At 60.8% G+C, this 17,265-nt stretch carries 15 protein-coding genes; 9 read left to right on the top strand and 6 right to left on the bottom strand.

Translation table 11 applies throughout. The annotated features are described in order from the left end of the window. Positions 1-152 precede the first annotated feature (152 nt). Positions 153-608, bottom strand: coding sequence for a PilZ domain-containing protein (locus CYD26_RS10690; RefSeq protein WP_099774043.1), 456 nt, complete (start codon positions 606-608; stop codon positions 153-155). Positions 609-720: 112 nt separating this feature from the next. Here CYD26_RS10690 and CYD26_RS10685 point away from each other — a divergent pair, with 112 nt between their 5' ends. The 4 genes from CYD26_RS10685 to cysB all read left to right on the top strand — a co-directional run bounded on the left by CYD26_RS10685 (position 721) and on the right by cysB (position 4,287). Then, positions 721-1,671: a putative 2-dehydropantoate 2-reductase gene (locus CYD26_RS10685; RefSeq protein ID WP_102052606.1), complete on the top strand. Its 951-nt coding sequence runs from the start codon at positions 721-723 to the stop codon at positions 1,669-1,671. 19 nt (positions 1,672-1,690) lie between these two features. Beyond that, a complete protein-coding gene (locus tag CYD26_RS10680) occupies positions 1,691-2,599 on the top strand; it encodes a 5'-nucleotidase (RefSeq protein ID WP_065759498.1) in 909 nt (302 codons plus the stop codon). A gap of 92 nt (positions 2,600-2,691) precedes the next feature. Continuing rightward, a complete protein-coding gene (locus tag CYD26_RS10675) occupies positions 2,692-3,189 on the top strand; it encodes a universal stress protein (protein WP_065759497.1) in 498 nt (165 codons plus the stop codon). A gap of 123 nt (positions 3,190-3,312) precedes the next feature. Next, positions 3,313-4,287 carry an HTH-type transcriptional regulator CysB gene (gene cysB, locus CYD26_RS10670; RefSeq protein WP_065759496.1) on the top strand — a complete coding sequence of 325 codons (975 nt, stop codon included), beginning with the start codon at positions 3,313-3,315 and terminating at the stop codon, positions 4,285-4,287. Positions 4,288-4,735: 448 nt separating this feature from the next. Here cysB and CYD26_RS10665 read toward each other — a convergent pair whose 3' ends face one another. The 5 genes from CYD26_RS10665 to CYD26_RS10645 form a co-directional block, all read right to left on the bottom strand. After that, positions 4,736-5,470, bottom strand: a complete 735-nt coding sequence (locus CYD26_RS10665; protein WP_065759495.1) for a phosphoadenylyl-sulfate reductase — start codon at positions 5,468-5,470, stop codon at positions 4,736-4,738. A 126-nt stretch (positions 5,471-5,596) separates the two neighbouring features. After that, on the bottom strand, positions 5,597-6,943 hold the full coding sequence (gene pabB, locus CYD26_RS10660; protein WP_102052582.1) for an aminodeoxychorismate synthase component I: 1,347 nt from the start codon (positions 6,941-6,943) through the stop codon (positions 5,597-5,599). A 130-nt stretch (positions 6,944-7,073) separates the two neighbouring features. Then, positions 7,074-8,054: an alpha-L-glutamate ligase-like protein gene (locus tag CYD26_RS10655; protein ID WP_065759493.1), complete on the bottom strand. Its 981-nt coding sequence runs from the start codon at positions 8,052-8,054 to the stop codon at positions 7,074-7,076. Further along, the gene (locus CYD26_RS10650; RefSeq protein ID WP_099774047.1) at positions 8,054-9,583 is read right to left on the bottom strand and encodes an inactive transglutaminase family protein; all 1,530 of its coding nucleotides are present in this window, start codon (positions 9,581-9,583) and stop codon (positions 8,054-8,056) included. The genes CYD26_RS10655 and CYD26_RS10650 overlap by 1 nt, the downstream gene beginning before the upstream one ends. Positions 9,584-9,588: 5 nt before the next feature. Then, the gene (locus tag CYD26_RS10645) at positions 9,589-10,125 is read right to left on the bottom strand and encodes an ATP-dependent zinc protease (protein WP_099776593.1); all 537 of its coding nucleotides are present in this window, start codon (positions 10,123-10,125) and stop codon (positions 9,589-9,591) included. A 287-nt stretch (positions 10,126-10,412) separates the two neighbouring features. On the opposite strand from CYD26_RS10645, the gene CYD26_RS10640 reads away from it, so the two are divergent. The 5 genes from CYD26_RS10640 to prpF all read left to right on the top strand — a co-directional run bounded on the left by CYD26_RS10640 (position 10,413) and on the right by prpF (position 17,211). After that, positions 10,413-11,123, top strand: a complete 711-nt coding sequence (locus CYD26_RS10640) for a GntR family transcriptional regulator (RefSeq protein WP_065759490.1) — start codon at positions 10,413-10,415, stop codon at positions 11,121-11,123. Then, a complete protein-coding gene (gene prpB, locus CYD26_RS10635; RefSeq protein WP_065759489.1) occupies positions 11,120-12,010 on the top strand; it encodes a methylisocitrate lyase in 891 nt (296 codons plus the stop codon). Before CYD26_RS10640 ends, prpB begins: the two co-directional genes overlap by 4 nt. A 64-nt stretch (positions 12,011-12,074) precedes the next feature. Beyond that, positions 12,075-13,202, top strand: coding sequence for a 2-methylcitrate synthase (gene prpC, locus CYD26_RS10630; protein WP_065759488.1), 1,128 nt, complete (start codon positions 12,075-12,077; stop codon positions 13,200-13,202). Between the two features lie 109 nt (positions 13,203-13,311). Further along, on the top strand, positions 13,312-15,903 hold the full coding sequence (gene acnD, locus CYD26_RS10625) for a Fe/S-dependent 2-methylisocitrate dehydratase AcnD (protein WP_102052581.1): 2,592 nt from the start codon (positions 13,312-13,314) through the stop codon (positions 15,901-15,903). A 117-nt stretch (positions 15,904-16,020) separates the two neighbouring features. Further along, a complete protein-coding gene (prpF, locus tag CYD26_RS10620) occupies positions 16,021-17,211 on the top strand; it encodes a 2-methylaconitate cis-trans isomerase PrpF (RefSeq protein ID WP_102052580.1) in 1,191 nt (396 codons plus the stop codon). Positions 17,212-17,265: the final 54 nt, after the last annotated feature.

Here is a 17,265-nt window from a genome sequence, read left to right as displayed (position 1 = left end):
ACGGATGCCGGCCGCCAGCGATCCCCGTGCGGCGGAGCAGCATGATTTAACGCAGCGGGGGAGCCGAACCTTAGCGCGTTACACCGTGGCTCGACAATGGGCAAGGCCCGCTTTCCTGTGTGGGAACGCGCATAAAGACCGGTCGAGTGCGACTAAAGTGGCAGCGGGCGTGGTTGCAGCACCCGGTTCGCCTCCAGGCTGGCTTCCGAGAACTCGGTGGCGTGCCGGGCTATCCACTCCTGAGCCAGGACTTGCAGGTCGATGTCTTGAGCTTCATCGCCGGCGTGTTGTTGGCAATAGTGCTGGATCTGGCAGACCTGTTCGCTCATTCGTGCACCGAACAGCGCTTGCTCATCAACAAAGGCAATGCCGACCCGGTAGCCTTGTGCCTGCTTCTGGCACCAGGCGACGTAACCCGGGTAGCGGGCATCTTCGCCGAGGGAAGGGATGATCATTTCAACCGCCATGCCGCGGCGGTAGGCCCGTGGATGGTTGCAGGCTACGCCGCCCAGGCTGATAGTGTGGAGTCGCTGGCGGAACAGGCTGGGTGACGAGCGCAAGGTCAATTCGACCGGAACGTCATCGGGGTGAGGCAGGAATCCACGCATATCGACTCCGTGTCGATTATTTGACCTTGTTTGGCTGAGTATAGTGAAGGAAAGTGAAGCGGTTGATTTACGTATGAAAGCTGATCAAAAAACAATCAGTCCAGGGGTGGTGATGGAAAGGGCGCAACAACGCATCGGTATTATTGGTACCGGCGCCATCGGTGGTTTTTATGGTGTGATGCTGGCTCGTGCCGGGTTCGACGTGCATTTTCTGTTGCGCAGTGAGTTTGCGGCGGTCAGTGAACAGGGGCTGCAAATCGACAGTGATGTTCACGGGGTGTTACGCCTGCCGTCGGTGCAGGCCTATAGCGATGCTGCTGAAATGCCACCCTGCGACTGGCTGCTGGTCGGTGCCAAGACCACCAGCAACCCGGCCCTGGCACCCTTGATCGCTCGAGCGTGCAAAGCGGGTGGCAGCGTCGTGCTGCTGCAGAACGGGTTGGGTGTCGAAGAGGCGTTGCGGCCTCTGTTGCCCGCTAACCTGCACCTGCTCGGAGGCTTGTGTTTTGTCTGCCTCAATCGCACGGCGCCGGGGGTGGTTCGGCATCAGGCGTTGGGTGCGGTGAACCTTGGCTATCACAGTGGCCCGGCGCAGGATGTATTGGCACGTCAGGCGCGAGTGGAGTCAGCTGTGGCGCTGTTTCATGCGGCGGGTATCGAGTCCCGGGGCATGCTCAACCTGGCTCAGGCGCGTTGGCAGAAGCTGGTGTGGAACGTGCCGTACAACGGCCTTTCGGTGTTGCTCAAGGCCAGCACCAGCGTGCTGATGGCGGATGCGTCCAGCCGAGCACTGATTCAGGCGTTGATGTGCGAGGTGGTGGACGGGGCGCGTGCCTGTGGCCATGTCCTGCCAGAGGGGTACGCTGAGGATCTGTTTGCCATCACTGAGAACATGCCGGATTACTGGCCGAGCATGTACCACGACTACGCTCAGGGGCGGCCGCTGGAGTTGGATGCCATCTATGCTGAACCACTGGCGCAGGCGCGTCAGGCCGGTTGCCAGCTGCCGCGAATCGAAGCGCTGTATCAGACGCTGGCATTTATTGATCGGCATAACCATTGATACCCCCCAGGAGTGCAGCATGAGTAAAGGTCTGGTCGACAAGCTGGTGGTGGCCATTTCCTCGCGGGCGTTGTTCGACCTGAGTGAAAGCCATCAGGTGTTTCTGGCGCAGGGTGTGGAAGCCTACCGGCAGTACCAGATCGACCATGAGGATGAGCTGCTGGAGCCGGGCGATGCGTTCCCGCTGGTGCAGAAACTGCTGGGTTTGAATGACAGTCTCGGTCAGCAGCGGGTGGAGGTGGTGCTGGTGTCGCGTAACAGTGCCGACACCGGCTTGCGTGTGTTCAGTGCCATCGAACATCACGGTCTGGGCATTTCACGCGCCGCCTTTGTCGGCGGCCGCAGCCCTTATCCGTATCTGGCGGCATTTGGTTGCCACCTGTTCCTGTCGACTGATGCCGAGGACGTGCGCCGTGCGCTGGAGGCCGGTTTTGCCGCCGCGACCATTCTGTCTGGCGGTGCCCGGCGAGCGGCCAGCGATGAACTGCGTATCGCGTTTGATGGCGACGCGGTGTTGTTTTCCGATGAGTCGGAGCGCGTCTACCAGCAAGGAGGGCTAGAAGCCTTCCAGGCCAACGAACGCCAGGCGGCTCGCCAGCCGTTGGGTGGCGGCCCGTTCAAGCCGTTCCTGGCCGCGTTGCATGTGCTGCAGAAAGAGTTTCCGCAAGGCGCCTGCCCGATTCGTACGGCACTGGTTACCGCGCGTTCTGCACCCGCCCATGAGCGGGTGATCCGTACCTTGCGCGATTGGGACATCCGTCTGGACGAGTCGCTGTTTCTCGGCGGCCTCGACAAGTCGGCGTTTCTTGAAGCGTTCGCCGCCGACGTGTTCTTCGATGATCAGGCCGGGCATTGCGAGCGCGCCCGAGGTGTGGTCGCGACGGGGCATGTGCCTCATGGTGTCAGCAACGAGCACGCGCCCGGTTGAGCCCGGCGGTGCTCGCCGGACGGGGGCTGCGCATCACCTTGACGCTGCTAAGCTGAAGCGTGCGCTGCCGATTCGGCAGTCGAGGAGGGCAAATGATCCATTCGATGCTGTATGCCACAGACCTCGGTGTGTACGCGCCTTATGTCTTGCAGCATGCGCTGGCGTTGGCGCGAACCTTCAACGCGGAATTGTATGTGATTCATGCGGTTGAGCCGATGGGGCAGTTCGCTGAATCACTGCTGCAGAGCTACCTGGACGAACAGACCCTGGATGAACTGCATAGCCAGGGTGTGAACACGGTGATGGCCAATATCGAACAGCGGGTGCTGGATACGTTTCGTGATGAATTGGGTGGGCATGAGGACCTGGCCCTGATCCGTGCCGTGCGGGTGCGTCAGGGGGATCCTGCTCAGGTCATTCTGGAGCAGGCTCAGCGGCTGAGTGTCGATTTGCTGATTGTTGGCAGCCATTCCCGTGGCGCAGGGGTGTCGATTCCGCTGGGTCGGACCGCGGCGCGTGTGTTGCAGCTTTCGCCAGTGCCGGTGTACATGGTCCCCTTGGCCCAGCATCTGGGCCGGCGCAAGGGGTGAGCGGTACGTGAGCGAGGCTGTAGGAAAACCGGTGAAATAGTTCTAGATTTATTCTTCAAACCACTAATATAGTTATAACCCGTCGCTGCTGCCGGTGACGCCCAGCTGATTTGAGGGATACCTATGAAGCTTCAACAATTGCGCTACATCTGGGAAGTGGCGCACCACGACCTCAACGTCTCCGCGACAGCACAGAGCCTGTATACCTCCCAACCTGGTATCAGCAAGCAGATCCGTCTGTTGGAAGATGAGCTGGGTGTTGAGGTTTTCGCTCGTAGCGGCAAGCACTTGACGCGCGTCACGCCGGCGGGTGAGCGGATTATTACCACGGCTGGGGAAATTCTGCGCAAGGTCGAGAGCATCAAGCAAATCGCCCAGGAATTCTCCAATGAGAAAAAGGGCACCCTTTCGATCGCAACGACGCACACCCAGGCGCGTTACGCGTTGCCGCCGGTGATCAGTAACTTCATCAAGCAATACCCGGAAGTAGCGCTGCACATGCACCAGGGTTCGCCGATGCAGATTGCCGAGATGGCGGCTGATGGTACCGTCGATTTCGCCATTGCCACCGAGGCCCTGGAGCTGTTCGGCGACCTGGTGATGATGCCGTGCTATCGCTGGAACCGTTGTGTGGTCGTGCCGCAGGGGCATCCGTTGACCAAGCTGCCTAAGCTGACGCTGGAAGTGCTGGCGGAATATCCGATCGTGACCTACGTCTTTGGCTTTACCGGTCGCTCAAAGCTCGACGAAGCGTTCAGTCACCGTGGCCTGACCCCGAAAGTGGTCTTTACCGCCGCTGATGCTGACGTGATCAAGACCTATGTTCGCCTTGGCCTGGGTGTTGGTATTGTCGCCAAGATGGCTGTTGATCCCAAGCTCGACAGCGATCTGGTGGTGCTCGATGCCAGCGAGTTGTTCGAGTCCAGTGTGACCAAGATCGGTTTCCGCCGCGGCACGTTCCTGCGTGGGTTCATGTGCGACTTCATCGAGAAGTTCGCCCCGCACCTGACGCGTGAAGTAATGGCCAAGGCTATTCAGTGCCACAACAAGCAGGAACTGGAAGAGCTCTTTGAAGGTGTTGAGCTGCCGGTCCACTGACCACAACGTGGTGCCACAAAAAAACCGGCCATGGGTGCCGGTTTCAGTGCTGAGAAAGCCAGCCGCGCAGAGCATGTGATTTTTGTGTCAGGCTCGCCTGCGGTGGTATCGGCGGGGTGTCAGTAAGCGCGCGGCGCCTGCATCGCGGGCAAGCCCGGCTCCTACAGCGGGCGCGGGCTCTGTTGGAGCTGGCTTGCCTGCGATGGCGTCGGTGAGGTGTCAGTACGTGCGCGGCGTTTGTATCGCGGGCAAGCCTGGCGCCTACAGCTTGCGCGGTCTTTGTTGGAGCTGGCTTGCCTGCGATGGCCTCGGTGCGGTGCCCGTGAGTTCGCGGCGTCTGCATCGCGGGCAAGCCCGGCTCCTACAGCTGGCGCGGGGCTCTGTTGGAGCTGGCTTGCCTGCGATGGTGTCGGCATCGCGGGCAAGTCCACAAGGGGTACCCTTCAGATCAGCCCTTGCTGATCAGGTTGCCTGCATGCAGGCCGCATTCTTTCTGGGTTGACTCTTCCCACCACCAGCGGCCTTCGCGCTCATGCTGGTTCGGCAGCACCGGGCGGGTGCAGGGCTCGCAGCCGATGCTGATAAAGCCGCGTTCATGCAGGCTGTTGTAGGGCAGCTCGAGCATGCGGATATAGCCCCAGACTTCTTCGCTGGTCATCTGTGCCAGTGGGTTGAACTTGTACAGCGTGTGCGCTGCTGTGGAGAAGGCACCGTCGATTTCCAGCGCGGCTACCTGGCTGCGGGTGCCCGGGCTTTGATCGCGACGCTGGCCGGTGGCCCAGGCGCTTACCGTGGCCAGTTTGCGGCGCAGTGGTTCGATCTTGCGGATACCGCAGCATTCGCCGTGACCGTCTTTGTAGAAGCTGAACAGGCCCTTTTCCTTGACGAAGGGCTCGAGCTTGCTGTGGTCGGGAGAGAGGATTTCGATCGGCAGCGAGTAGTGCTCGCGCACCTGATCAATGAAACGGTAGGTTTCCGGGTGCAGGCGACCGGTGTCGAGGCTGAATACCTTGACCTGCTTGTTCAGTTTCCAGGCCATGTCCACCAGCACCACGTCTTCGGCGCCGCTGAAGGAGATCCACAGGTCGTCACCGAAGTGCTCGAAGGCAAGTTTGAGGATGTCTTGCGGTGACTTGCTGGCGTAGGTCGCGGCCAGGGCGGCGACGTCGAAGGGTTGGCTCATCAGGCGGCTTCCGGTCTGTGAATGGCGCTTTGCGCTCGTTTAGGCTGATCTTAACAAAAAATGTCTGGCTAGACGGTTTGCATTGAATGACTGGCCGGGCTGTCGTCAGAAGAAGGCAGATGTGCTTCAGAGTTGCCCCAAGGTATCGAGCAGTACCTTTACCTTGGTAATCGACTCTTGGTACTCGGCTTGCCAATCCGAATCGGCGACCACTGCGCCGCCGCCCCAGCAGCAGGCCTGGCCGTCCTTGATCAGCAGGCTGCGGATCGCAATGGAACTGTCCATTTCGCCGCGCACGTCGATGTAAATCAATGAGCCGCAGTACAGTGCTCGTCGGCTGGGTTCCAGTTCGTCGATGATCTGCATGGCGCGGATTTTCGGCGCGCCGGTGATCGAGCCGCCGGGGAAGCTGCCGGCGATCAGGTCCAGCGCGTCCTTGTCGGCTGCGAGTTGCCCGGTGACGACGCTGACCATGTGGTGGACGTTGGGATAGCTTTCCAGGCTGAACAGTTCCGGGACTTTAACCGTACCGATTTCACAGCTGCGGCCCAGGTCGTTGCGCAGCAGGTCGACGATCATCAGGTTTTCTGCACGGTCTTTGCTGCTGGCCAGCAATTGGGCGGCATTCTCGGCGTCTTCGACAGTGTCCTGGCTGCGCGGTCGGGTGCCCTTGATCGGGCGTGTTTCTACCTGGCCGGCGTGTACCTGGATGAACCGCTCGGGCGAGAAGCTCAGCAGGGCGCTGCCGTCTGCCAGTGCCTGGAACCCGGAGAACGGCGTAGGGCAGGCGCTGCGCAGGGCGCGATAGGCGTGCCAGGGATCGCCCTGGCACGGTGCTCGGAAGCGCTGGGTGAGGTTGATCTGGTAGCAGTCGCCCGCATGGATGTAGTGCTGCACGCGCTCGAACGCCTGGCGGTACTGCTCGGGGGAAAGATCGCCGCGCATTGGCGCCTTCAGCGTGAAATCGGCCTTGTCGTCGGTGACAGCTGGTGCAAGGAACAGGCGCAGCAGGCGCTGTGCTTCGTCAGGTGCCAGGCTTGGGTGAAACACCAACTGGGTGGTGCCGCGCTGATGGTCGCTGATCAGTGCCCAGGCATACAGCCCCAGGCCGGCATCCGGCAGGCCCAGGTCATCCACGGCCAGTGCTGGCAGTGTTTCAAGGCGTCGCCCGAAGTCATAGCTGAGGTAGCCTATGAGGCCCCCGGCGAAGGGCAGTTGCAGCTCATCGGGCAGGTCTGCAGTACCGAGGCGCTTCAGGCTGTCGCGCAGGCGCTGGAGATAGTCAATGCCGGTTTCGCCATCATGGGGTGACAACTGCTCTACTGGCCAGGCGCTCAGCAGGTCATAACGCCCTCGGCTGGCGTTCGGGCGCGCGCTGTCGAGCAGGATGGCGCCAGGTGCCTGGCGGACACGGGCAAAGTAGTCGGCAGGGTCGGCCTGGTAGGGCAGGGGATGAACGGTGCAGGTGGGCATTCGCATCAAGAGCTGTCAGGGCGGGGAACGGATTGTAGTCCTCCGCAGGCGTTGCTCCTAGAGGTGCGCGCGCAATTGAGGCACCCGATGTCGCCCTGAGGGTAGGTTTGTATCCCCTCAGGGCGTTGCATCAGTTGTTCGGCACGTGGCCAAACAGCTCCTGGGTGAAGCGAACCCGCTCTTCCACGGTTTCCTTCACGCCGTTCTTCGCCAGGGCTTCCAGGTGGGCCTCGATGGCGTGGGTGCGCTGCGTCAGGCCGCAATCGTTGGCGATCTGGATGTTCAGGCCGGGGCGGGCGTTGAGCTCAAGGATCAGCGGGCCCTTGTCCTGGTCCAGCACCATGTCGACACCGATGTAACCCAGGCCGCACAGCTCATAACAACCGGCGGCCAGCTTCATGAAGCCGTCCCAGTTTGGCAGTTGCACGCCGTCTACCGCGTTGGTGGTGTCCGGGTGCTTGCTGATGATGTTGTTCAGCCAGGTGCCGCGCAGGGTGAGCCCGGTGGCGAGGTCGACCCCGACCCCGATGGCGCCCTGGTGCAGGTTGGCCTTGCCGCCAGACTGGCGCGTCGGCAAGCGCAGCATGGCCATGACCGGGTAGCCCATCAGGACAATGATGCGGATGTCCGGTACGCCTTCGTAGCTGATGCTCTTGAAGATCTGGTCGGGGGTGACCCGGTACTCGATCAGTGCCCGGTCGCGGTGCCCGCCCAGGGAGTAGAGGCCGGTCAGGATGCTGGAGATCTGGTGCTCGATTTCCTCGTGGCTGATGATCTTGCCCGAGACGGTCCGGTAGCGGTTCTCGAAACGGTCGGCGATGACCAGAATGCCGTCGCCACCAGCGCCTTGGGCCGGCTTGATCACGAAATCACTGCGCCCGCCGATGATCTCGTCGAGCTTTTCGATCTCTTTCTCGGTGGAGATGATCCCGTACATTTCCGGCACATGAATGCCGGCCTTGATCGCACGCTCCTTGGTGATGATCTTGTCATCGACGATCGGGTACAGGTGGCGCTTGTTGTACTTGAGGACATAGTCCGCATTGCGCCGGTTGATACCCATAATGCCCCGGGCCTCCAGGGCTTTCCAGGTTTTCCAGAGACCGAACATCAGGCGTCCTTCACAAAGGCTTTGAAACGGACCAGCTCTGTCAGGCGGTAGCCGCGATAACGGCCCATTGCCAGCATGAAGCCCACCAGAATCAGCAGTACCGCCGGGAAGGTGAAGACGAAGTACACCAGTTCCGGCACGCTCATCAGCAAGTGCGCTAGCGAGGCTGCGAACAGGGTGCCGACGGCCACTTTCATCGCATGGCCACCACCACGCTCTTCCCAGGTAATCGACAGGCGTTCGATGGTCATGGTCAGGATCACCATCGGGAACAATGCGACCGACAGGCCACGCTCCAGGCCGAGCTTGTGGCTGAACAGGCTGATGGCGGCAATCAGTACCACGACGAAGGTCAGTACCACCGACAGGCGTGGCAGCATCTGCAGCTTCAGGTGCTCAAGGTAGGAGCGTAGCGACAGGCCCAGCGCGGTAATGATGGTAAACAGGACGATGCCGAAGCCCAGTTGGGTTTCGCGGAAGGCCAGGGCGATCAGTACCGGGGTAAAGGTGCCGAGGGTCTGCAGGCCGATCAGGTTGCGCAGGACCAGGATCACCAGTACGCCAATCGGGATCATGACCATGATCATGAACGTCTGCTGGGTCTGCAGGGGCAGGCCGTACAGTGAGTACTCCAGAAAGTCGGCGTCGGTATTCTCGTCGGTCAGCTTGGCCAGGCGGATGGCGTTCATCTCGCTGTTGTTCAGGCTGAAGCTGACGTTGGCTTTCTTGCCGCCATCGACGGTGATCAGGTTGTCATCGCCCGTCCACCACAGCAGGCGGTCGCTCGGCAGGCCCTGTTCGCCGGTGTCCGGGTTGAAGTACAGCCAGTCGGTGCCGTTGAAGCTGCGCAGCCACAGTTCAGGGGTTTGTGGTTGGTCGGCCAGCAGGCGGATGGTATGGACTTTTTCAATCGGTACGTGGGCAATCGACAGCAGCAGGTCGATGATCTTGGCCTTGTGCAGGCTTGAGGTATCGCCGGCCAGCAGCAGCTTGACGTTGTCATCGTTGACGTTGTTGACGCGCTTGATGGTCTCGCTGACAAAGGTCTCGACGTCTGCCGAATGCTGGCGGATAGGAGCCATCAGCGCTTCGGCGGCGATCTTCTCCGGGCCTTCGACGGGCAGGCTGTCACGGAAGGTGGGACCTTTGGCCTTGGGTTTTTCGGCGCTGTAGCGCTTTGTCAGTACCAGGCGGTAGTAGAGGGTCTGGTTGCCGCTGGCGCGGCGTGCCGACCAGGTCACCTTGCGGTTGCCATCGACGCGGTTGACGCTGACGCCGTAGTTGTTGGAAATGAAGCTCTCGTTGAGGCTGACGTAGTCACTGCTCAGCGGTGGCACGAACATCTGGACCTTGACCGGGTCTTTGGCGCTGGCGACGAACTCGACCTTGGCGTCGATGTTCCACAGGTCGTCCGTCTCGTCTTCGGTGACCGGGATGCCGAGGAAGAAGATCTGGTAGGCCGTGACCAATACGCCCAGCAACACCAGAACGGTGATCAGGACTTTGAGGTGGAGGGTAAGAGAGCGCATCGGTTTTACTCTGCGGTGTGAGCGGCGGTGGCGCAGGCGGGTTTGCCGGCAGCGTATTTAAGGCTTGGGTCGACCAGGGCATCGAAGTGTTTCAGGGCTTCGGAACCGATCAGCAGCGGGTATTGGAACGCGCTGCGGTCAGTGAGGTTCACTTCAATGGTGCGCAAGGCGTTCCCCATGCAGATATTCAGGGCAATGACAGGGCGAGCGGTGTACGCCTTGCCTTCATCCGGGTTGTAGTCGCCAGCCCGGCGCTTGATTTTGCTGACGCGGGCCAGTGGGCGTTCTATCGGGTGCGAATGCGCCGCATCGATGGCCAGGTAGAAGCGCACCCAGGATTCGCCATTGCGCTTGAAGCGCTTGATGTCGCGGGCGCTGAGCGAGGCGGTCTTGGCGCCGGTGTCGAGCTTGGCGGCAACCTCAAGGTCGATGTCGGCAAGGCGGGCGTATTCGTTAAGGCCGTAGACCGTCTTGTCATTGGCTTGGCTCAGCGCCGGCAATAAAGAAAGGCTGAGCAACAGTAGAAGGGGCGTGAGTCTCATAAATCCTGGCGCGGTGCTGTGCGATGTTCGGGTCAAGGCGACTGGCAGTACTGCGCAACCTTCCTCGTTCATCTGCCATAAAAAGATGACAGACACACTATCCATGCCCCAAAGGAGGCGGCGGCATTCTATCACGCTGGTGTGCATGTGCCAGCGGCTGGCATAAGACAACATGGAAGACCTCCATGTTCGTTATTAGACGATTGTCGACAATGTTTATTTTGTCTTTGACTGGCGAGCGTTATTTGGCTAGTTTTGGCCCTATTGATTTTGAAGGTGTCGACAATATGCTGGACGCAAGCCAAGCACCCGGCGTTACGCAGGATGACTCGGAAACCCTTTCCGAAAACGTTTTCCGGCGCATTCAGGCGGCCATCGTCAAGGGCGAGATCGCCCCGGGCAGTAAAATTTCCGAGCCTGAGCTGGCGCGCACCTACGGTATCAGCCGTGGGCCATTGCGTGAGGCGATTCACCGCCTGGAGGGCCAGCGCCTGCTGGTGCGGGTTCCCCATGTCGGCGCACGGGTGGTTTCGCTCAGCCATGCCGAGTTGATCGAACTGTACGAAATTCGCGAATCCCTTGAAGGCATGGCCTGTCGCCTGGCTGCCGAGCGAATGAGCGTAGCGGATATCGACGAACTGCGCCGGGTGCTTGATACCCACGAGCGCGACGCTACCTTCCAGGCCGGGCTGGGTTACTACCAGCAAGAAGGCGATTTCGACTTCCATTACCGAATCATCCAGGGCAGTGGCAACCGCACCCTGGTGCAGATGCTCTGTGGCGAGCTGTATCAACTGGTGCGCATGTACCGCATCCAGTTCTCCGCAACGCCCAATCGGCCACGCCAGGCGTTCGCCGAGCACCACCGTATTCTCGATGCCATCGCCGACCGTGACGGTGAACTGGCCGAGCTCCTGATGCGCCGCCATATCGGCGCCTCCAAACGCAATATCGAGCGTCATTACCTGGACGCCAACAGCCCACGAGGTGAGTCATGAGTCAGAAAAGCAGTCCCGGCCAGCGCTTTCGCGACGCGGTCGCTACCGAGCACCCTCTGCAAGTGGTAGGGGCGATCAACGCCAACCATGCTCTCTTGGCCAAGCGTGCCGGTTTCAAGGCGATCTACCTGTCCGGTGGCGGTGTTGCGGCCGGCTCCCTCGGCCTGCCTGACCTGGGTATTACCGGCCTGGACGACGTGCTGACCGACGTGCGTCGCATTACCGATGTGTGCGACCTGCCGCTGTTGGTGGATGTCGATACCGGTTTTGGCTCTTCAGCGTTCAACGTGGCGCGTACCGTCAAGTCGATGATCAAGTTCGGCGCGGCCGCGATTCACATCGAGGACCAGGTGGGTGCCAAGCGCTGTGGTCACCGCCCTAACAAGGAGATCGTCTCTCAGCAGGAGATGGTTGACCGCATCAAGGCCGCTGTTGACGCTCGTACCGATGACAGCTTCGTGATCATGGCGCGTACCGACGCGCTGGCCGTAGAAGGCCTGGAGTCTGCCCTGGATCGCGCAGCGGCCTGCATCGAAGCGGGTGCTGACATGATCTTCCCAGAGGCGATCACTGAGCTTGAGATGTACCGTACCTTCGCTGCCCGGGTGAAAGCGCCGATTCTGGCCAACATCACCGAGTTCGGCGCGACCCCGCTGTACACCACCGAAGAGTTGGCCTCTGCCGATGTTTCGCTGGCGCTGTACCCGCTGTCGGCGTTCCGTGCCATGAACAAGGCCGCTGAAAACGTCTACAACGCACTGCGCCGTGACGGTACCCAGAAGAATGTTGTCGACACCATGCAAACCCGCATGGAGCTGTACGACGCCATCGATTACCACGTGTTCGAGCAGAAGCTCGATGCCCTGTTCGCTCAGAAAAAGAGCTGAATCAAGGCTTGAACCTGTAATCAGCTTACGTTTCCCATAACAAATTCAAGATTGGAGAAAAGCAATGGCCGAAGCAAAAGTACTCAGCGGTGCCGGCCTGCGCGGTCAAGTTGCCGGGCAAACCGCACTGTCTACCGTAGGCCAGGCCGGTGCCGGCCTGACCTACCGCGGCTATGATGTGCGCGAGCTTGCCGAGCACGCTTTGTTCGAAGAAGTTGCCTACCTGCTGCTCTACGGAGAGCTGCCGACCAAGGCGCAACTGGCTGCCTATCAGAGCAAGCTGAAGACCCTGCGTGACCTGCCGCAGGCGTTGAAGGAAGTGCTGGAGCGCATTCCTGCCGCCGCCCACCCCATGGATGTCATGCGTACCGGCTGCTCGGTACTGGGCACCCTGGAGCCTGAGCTGACGTTCGAGCAGCAACGTGAAAAGACCGATCGCCTGCTGGCGGTGTTCCCGGCCATCATGTGCTACTGGTACCGCTTCACCCACGACGGCGTGCGCATCAATTGCGTCAGTGACGAAGAAACCCTGGGTGGTCACTTCCTGCACCTGCTGCATGACAAGAAGCCGAGCGACCTGCACGTCAAGGTGATGAACGTTTCGCTGATCCTTTATGCAGAGCACGAGTTCAACGCCTCGACGTTCACCGCCCGTGTTTGTGCCTCGACGCTTTCGGACCTGTATTCCTGCATCACCGCAGCCATTGGTTCGCTGCGTGGCCCGCTGCATGGTGGTGCCAACGAAGCAGCCATGGAAATGATCGAGCGCTTCTCTACGCCTGAGGACGCCATCAGCGGCACCTTGGCCATGCTGGAGCGCAAAGACAAGATCATGGGCTTCGGTCATGCGATCTACAAAGAGTCCGATCCGCGTAACGAAGTGATCAAGGGCTGGGCAAAACAATTGGCCGATGAAATGGGCGATACCGTGCTGTACCCGGTATCCGAAGCCATCGACAAGACCATGTGGGAGCAGAAGCGCCTGTTCCCGAACGCCGACTTCTACCATGCCTCGGCTTACCACTTCATGGGTATTCCGACCAAGCTGTTCACGCCGATCTTCGTGTGTTCGCGCCTGACCGGCTGGGCTGCTCACGTCTTCGAGCAGCGCGGCAACAACCGCATCATTCGTCCAAGCGCCGAGTACACCGGCGTTGAACAGCGTAAGTTCGTGCCAATCGAGCAACGCTGAGAAGGGTGAAGCTGAACAGGATGTGCTTGCAGGTCCCGGCAAGGCCGGCTCCTGCAGGCGCTGTTCAGCGTTACCTACCGCTGACCTTTCCGTGATTGAGTCCCGCGCCATGAACACAGCATTTCGCAAGAACCTGCCCGGCACCCGCCTGGATTACTTTGACGCCCGTGCGGCTGTCGATGCAATTCAGCCCGGCGCCTACGACAAGCTGCCCTACACCTCCCGCGTGCTGGCAGAAAACCTGGTTCGCCGTTGCGCCCCGGCCACCCTGAACGCTTCGTTGAGCCAGTTGATCGAGCGCAAGCGCGACCTCGACTTCCCCTGGTTCCCGGCGCGGGTGGTGTGCCATGACATTCTCGGCCAGACCGCGCTGGTCGACCTGGCGGGTCTGCGTGACGCCATCGCCGATATGGGCGGTGACCCGGCCAAGGTCAACCCGGTAGTACCGGTACAACTGATCGTCGACCACTCGTTGGCCGTGGAGTGTGGTGGTTTCGATCCGGACGCCTTCGCCAAGAACCGCGCCATCGAAGACCGTCGCAACGAAGACCGTTTTCACTTCATCAACTGGACCAAGCAGGCGTTCAAGAACGTCGATGTGATCCCGCCAGGCAATGGCATCATGCACCAGATCAACCTGGAGCGGATGTCGCCGGTGATCCACAGCACAGACGGTGTGGCCTTCCCGGATACGCTGGTCGGTACTGACAGCCACACCCCGCATGTCGATGCACTGGGCGTAATCGCCATTGGTGTTGGCGGCCTTGAGGCCGAGAACGTGATGCTCGGTCGTGCGTCCTGGATGCGCCTGCCGGATATCATCGGCGTCGAGCTGTCGGGCAAGCCACAGCCAGGCATTACCGCCACCGACGTGGTGCTGGCGCTGACCGAATTCTTGCGTAAGGAAAAGGTCGTGGGTGCCTACCTTGAGTTCTATGGCGAGGGCGCGCGTGCACTGACCCTGGGTGACCGTGCAACCATTTCCAACATGGCCCCGGAGTATGGCGCCACGGCGGCGATGTTCTCCATTGACCAGCAAACCATCGACTACCTGAAACTCACCGGCCGTGAAGACGAACAAGTGAAGCTGGTCGAGACCTATGCGAAGGTCGCGGGCTTGTGGTCCGACAGCCTGGCGCATGCCGAGTACGAGCGTGTGCTGCGTTTTGACCTGTCCAGCGTCGTGCGCAACATGGCTGGCCCGTCCAACCCGCACGCTCGCGTGGCAACCAGCGACCTGGCCGCCAAAGGCATTGCCGGTCAGTGGGAAGAAGTCCCTGGACAGATGCCCGATGGCGCTGTGATTATCGCTGCCATCACCAGTTGCACCAACACCAGCAACCCGCGCAACGTTATTGCTGCCGGCCTGCTGGCGCGTAACGCGAACAAGCTGGGCCTGACCCGTAAGCCGTGGGTGAAGTCCTCGCTGGCGCCAGGCTCCAAAGCGGTAGCCCTGTACCTGGATGAAGCCGGCCTGACGTCCGAGCTGGAACAGATGGGCTTCGGCATCGTGGCGTTCGCCTGCACCACCTGCAACGGCATGTCCGGTGCGCTGGACCCTAAAATCCAGCAGGAAATCATTGACCGCGACCTGTACGCCACGGCAGTGCTTTCGGGCAACCGCAACTTCGATGGTCGTATTCACCCGTATGCCAAGCAGGCCTTCCTGGCATCGCCGCCGCTGGTGGTTGCTTACGCCATTGCTGGTACCATCCGTTTCGATATCGAGAAAGATGTGCTGGGCGTGGTCGATGGCAAGGAAATCCGCCTGAAAGACATCTGGCCGACTGACGAAGAAATCGATGCCGTGGTCAAGGCATCGGTGAAGCCAGAGCAGTTCCGCAAGGTCTACATTCCGATGTTCGCCATCCACGAAGACACTGGCCCGAAAGTCGAGCCACTGTATGACTGGCGCCCAATGAGCACCTACATTCGTCGTCCGCCATACTGGGAAGGCGCGTTGGCGGGCGAGCGCACCCTCAAGGGCATGCGCCCGCTGGCGGTGCTGCCGGACAACATCACCACGGATCACCTGTCGCCATCCAACGCCATCATGCTGGACAGCGCTGCGGGCGAATACCTGGCCAAGATGGGCTTGCCTGAAGAGGACTTCAACTCTTATGCGACCCACCGTGGCGACCACCTGACCGCCCAGCGTGCGACCTTCGCCAACCCGAAACTGTTCAACGAAATGGTTCAGGAAAACGGCAAGGTCAAGCAAGGTTCGTTGGCGCGGATCGAGCCGGAAGGCAAGGTCACTCGCATGTGGGAAGCCATCGAGACCTACATGGAGCGCAAGCAGCCGCTGATCATCGTCGCCGGTGCCGACTACGGTCAGGGTTCGTCCCGTGACTGGGCGGCCAAGGGCGTACGCCTGGCCGGTGTCGAAGCCATCGTTGCCGAAGGTTTCGAGCGTATTCACCGTACCAACCTGGTGGGCATGGGTGTCTTGCCGCTGGAGTTCAAGCCGGGCGTCAACCGCAAGACCCTGGGCATCGACGGCACTGAGACCTTTGATGTGGTGGGTTCGCGCACCCCGCGTGCCACGCTGACGCTGGTGATCAACCGCAAGAACGGCGAGCGGGTCGAAGTGCCGGTCACTTGCCGTCTCGATACCGGTGAAGAAGTGTCGATCTACGAAGCGGGCGGTGTATTGCAGCGCTTTGCCCAGGACTTCCTCGAGTCGGCTGGCGCCAAGTGATGTAGGCGCCTGCAGGGGCGGCAGTGTTTGCCCCTGCAGGTACACCGCTGATTCTGTGGGGGGCGGCGATGCCGTCCCCTGCGACGGGCGAGCAGTATCCAACAGGACAAGATTCCCATGGCTCACGTACCGCAGATCAAGATTCCCGCTACCTACATCCGTGGCGGCACCAGCAAAGGCGTGTTCTTCCGCCTTCAGGATTTACCCGAGAGCGCCCAGATCCCGGGCGCAGAGCGTGACGCGCTGTTGCTTCGCGTGATTGGCAGCCCGGACCCGTATGGCAAGCAGATCGATGGCATGGGTGGAGCAACCTCCAGCACCAGCAAGACGGTCATCCTTTCGCGCAGTATCAAGCCGGACCATGATGTCGATTACCTGTTCGGTCAGGTCTCCATCGACAAGCCATTTGTCGACTGGAGCGGCAACTGTGGCAACCTGTCGGCAGCGGTCGGCTCCTTTGCCATCAGCAGTGGTCTGGTCGATGCCAGCCGCGTGCCGCAGAACGGCATCGCGACCGTGCGCATCTGGCAGGTCAATATCGGCAAGACCATCATCGCCCATGTACCGATCACCGAGGGTGAGGTTCAGGAGACCGGTGACTTTGAGCTCGACGGTGTGACCTTCCCGGCTGCCGAAGTACAGCTTGAGTTCCTCGACCCGGCCGCCGAGGAAGAGGGCGCTGGTGGTTCGATGTTCCCAACCGGCAATCTGGTTGACGACCTCGAGGTGCCGGGTGTCGGCGTGCTCAAGGCGACCCTGATCAACGCCGGTATCCCGACCATTTTCGTTCAGGCCGAAGCCGTAGGCTGCACGGGCACCGAGCTTCAGGACGCAATCAACGGCGACCCGGCAGCATTGGCCAAGTTCGAGACCATTCGTGCTTACGGTGCGCTGCGTATGGGGCTCATCAAGCACCTGGACGAAGCTGCCAAGCGTCAGCACACGCCGAAGGTTGCGTTTGTTGCGGCGCCTGCTGACTACATCGCTTCCAGTGGCAAGCCGGTCGCGGCGAAAGACGTCGACCTGCTGGTTCGTGCGCTGTCCATGGGTAAGCTGCACCACGCCATGATGGGCACAGCGGCGGTTGCCATTGGTACCGCTGCAGCCATTCCGGGTACGCTGGTGAACCTGGCAGCCGGTGGTGGTGCGCGCAGCGCTGTGCGTTTCGGTCACCCTTCGGGTACCTTGCGGGTAGGCGCTGAAGCTGTTCAGGAAAACGGCGAGTGGACAGTGACCAAGGCCATCATGAGTCGCAGTGCGCGTGTATTGATGGAAGGTTGGGTGCGTGTGCCCGGCGACGCCTTCTAAAAGCGTCTAGCGTGCTTTTACTGTCGCCGACAAGGCGTGCTTCCCAGCGGGAGC

The organism is Pseudomonas sp. FFUP_PS_473 (assembly GCF_002858665.1).
Classification (GTDB): Bacteria; Pseudomonadota; Gammaproteobacteria; order Pseudomonadales; family Pseudomonadaceae; genus Aquipseudomonas; species Aquipseudomonas defluvii.
The sequence above is the reverse complement of the archived record's forward strand: the minus strand, read 5'-3'. Positions and strand labels throughout refer to the sequence as shown.

Excerpts from the sequence above, each read along its gene's own strand:
- CYD26_RS10690 (WP_099774043.1), bottom strand. The coding sequence starts at position 608 with ATGCGTGGATTCCTGCCTCACCCCGATGACGTTCCGGTCGAATTGACC.
- CYD26_RS10685 (WP_102052606.1), top strand. The coding sequence starts at position 721 with ATGGAAAGGGCGCAACAACGCATCGGTATTATTGGTACCGGCGCCATC.
- CYD26_RS10680 (WP_065759498.1), top strand. The coding sequence starts at position 1,691 with ATGAGTAAAGGTCTGGTCGACAAGCTGGTGGTGGCCATTTCCTCGCGG.
- CYD26_RS10675 (WP_065759497.1), top strand. The coding sequence starts at position 2,692 with ATGATCCATTCGATGCTGTATGCCACAGACCTCGGTGTGTACGCGCCT.
- cysB (WP_065759496.1), top strand. The coding sequence starts at position 3,313 with ATGAAGCTTCAACAATTGCGCTACATCTGGGAAGTGGCGCACCACGAC.
- CYD26_RS10665 (WP_065759495.1), bottom strand. The coding sequence starts at position 5,470 with ATGAGCCAACCCTTCGACGTCGCCGCCCTGGCCGCGACCTACGCCAGC.
- pabB (WP_102052582.1), bottom strand. The coding sequence starts at position 6,943 with ATGCCCACCTGCACCGTTCATCCCCTGCCCTACCAGGCCGACCCTGCC.
- CYD26_RS10655 (WP_065759493.1), bottom strand. The coding sequence starts at position 8,054 with ATGTTCGGTCTCTGGAAAACCTGGAAAGCCCTGGAGGCCCGGGGCATT.
- CYD26_RS10650 (WP_099774047.1), bottom strand. The coding sequence starts at position 9,583 with ATGCGCTCTCTTACCCTCCACCTCAAAGTCCTGATCACCGTTCTGGTG.
- CYD26_RS10645 (WP_099776593.1), bottom strand. The coding sequence starts at position 10,125 with ATGAGACTCACGCCCCTTCTACTGTTGCTCAGCCTTTCTTTATTGCCG.
- CYD26_RS10640 (WP_065759490.1), top strand. The coding sequence starts at position 10,413 with ATGCTGGACGCAAGCCAAGCACCCGGCGTTACGCAGGATGACTCGGAA.
- prpB (WP_065759489.1), top strand. The coding sequence starts at position 11,120 with ATGAGTCAGAAAAGCAGTCCCGGCCAGCGCTTTCGCGACGCGGTCGCT.
- prpC (WP_065759488.1), top strand. The coding sequence starts at position 12,075 with ATGGCCGAAGCAAAAGTACTCAGCGGTGCCGGCCTGCGCGGTCAAGTT.
- acnD (WP_102052581.1), top strand. The coding sequence starts at position 13,312 with ATGAACACAGCATTTCGCAAGAACCTGCCCGGCACCCGCCTGGATTAC.
- prpF (WP_102052580.1), top strand. The coding sequence starts at position 16,021 with ATGGCTCACGTACCGCAGATCAAGATTCCCGCTACCTACATCCGTGGC.